The sequence below is a fragment of the Microbacterium sp. Bi128 genome (assembly GCF_918698205.1).
Genome location: NZ_CAKKMM010001158.1, coordinates 1 through 1,631, shown reverse-complemented (window position 1 = coordinate 1,631; position 1,631 = coordinate 1). Strand labels below are relative to the sequence as shown.

The following is a 1,631-nucleotide window of genomic DNA, read 5'->3' as shown; positions in this document are numbered from 1 at the left end:
GTGAAGAACGCCCCGATCAGTTCCGCGACGGACAGGACGACGGCGGCCGCAGCCACTCCGGCCACTGCGGCCAGGGCTGTGGCGCCGCGGGACCGCTTGCTGGGCTTCATGCTGGGTTTGTTCATACATGCCATTCGTAGCCGCGCGCCCCGCGGATTGTCCGGCGCCGGGCGTGGTTCCGGGCGTGTGCGCATGCCCTCCTGCCGGACCCTGGCGTGGACATGCCCCGCGGTCCCCGGGACATGTCCAGTCTTGGGACTCGGGCGTGGGCATGTTTTCCGGTACCACGGGACATGTCCAGCCCTGGGACCCGGGCGTGGGCATGATTTCCGGCACCACGGGACATGTCCAGTCTTGGGACCCGGGTATGGGCATGGTGGCATTGTGCCCATTGGACGGGGCCGGGACTGGGCATATCCCGCGGGTGGCCCCGGTGCCCGGCGCTGCCGAGCCGCGGATTGCCCGGTCCCCGCGAGGCGCCGCGGCGAAAATTGAGCATGTCCAGCGGCCGACACAGCTTAGGAGCCTGCGGGGTGCACCACGTACCCTTGGAGACTGTGAAGGTACTTGTCATCGGCCCCGGCGGCCGCGAACACGCCATTGTCCGATCCTTGCTTGCAGACCCGAACGTTTCCGAGGTCCACGCGGCCCCGGGCAACGCCGGCATCAGCGCGCTGGTCCCCACATATGCGATCGACGCGAACGATCCCGACGCCGTCGCGGCGTTGGCCCTCAAGCTCACCGTTGACCTGGTGGTGGTCGGTCCGGAGGCGCCCCTCGCCGCCGGCGTGTCCGACGCCGTCCGCGCCGCCGGCGTCCCGGTCTTCGGCCCCAGCAAGGCCGCGGCCCAGCTGGAAGCGTCCAAGGCCTTCGCCAAGGAAGTCATGGCCGAGGCCGGCGTGCCCACCGCAATGGCCCGCGTTGCCTCCAATGCCGGGGAAGCCGCCGACGCCCTCGATACCTTCGGCGCCCCGTACGTCGTCAAGGACGACGGGCTCGCGGCCGGCAAGGGCGTCGTGGTCACCTCCAACCGGGACGAGGCCCTCGCGCATGCCCAGACCTGCTTCGACGCGGGCGGCACCGTGGTGATCGAGGAGTTCCTGGACGGACCCGAGGTCTCCGTGTTCGTCCTTTGCGACGGCACCAACACCGTGCCCCTGTCCCCGGCGCAGGACTTCAAGCGCATCTTCGACAACGACGAGGGCCCCAACACCGGCGGCATGGGCGCGTACACACCGCTGGAGTGGGCCCCCGAAGGCCTCGTGCAGGAAGTGATCGACCGCGTCGCCCAGCCCACGGTCAACCAGATGGCGCACCGCGGCACCCCGTTTGTCGGCGTCCTCTTCGTCGGCCTCGCCCTGACCTCGCGCGGCACGCGGGTCATCGAATTCAACGTCCGGTTCGGCGATCCCGAAACCCAGGCCGTCCTCGCCCGGCTCAAGACGCCCCTCGGCGGGCTGCTCATGGCAGCGGCCAAGGGCGAGCTGGACAAGGTGCAGCCGCTGCGCTGGTCCAAGGACACGGCCGTCGCCGTCGTCGTGGCCGCCGAAAACTACCCCGACACCCCGCGGACGGGCGACCGCATCCGGGGCCTGAAGAAGGTCGACGCCCTGGACGGCGTCCACGTGATC

At 70.1% G+C, this 1,631-nt stretch carries 1 protein-coding gene; it reads left to right on the top strand.

The window, feature by feature from the left end; genetic code table 11:
* Nucleotides 1-557: 557 nt before the first annotated feature.
* On the top strand, nucleotides 558-1,631 hold a 1,074-nt coding region (gene purD, locus LQV45_RS30790; protein ID WP_230011073.1), incomplete at its 3' end, for a phosphoribosylamine--glycine ligase.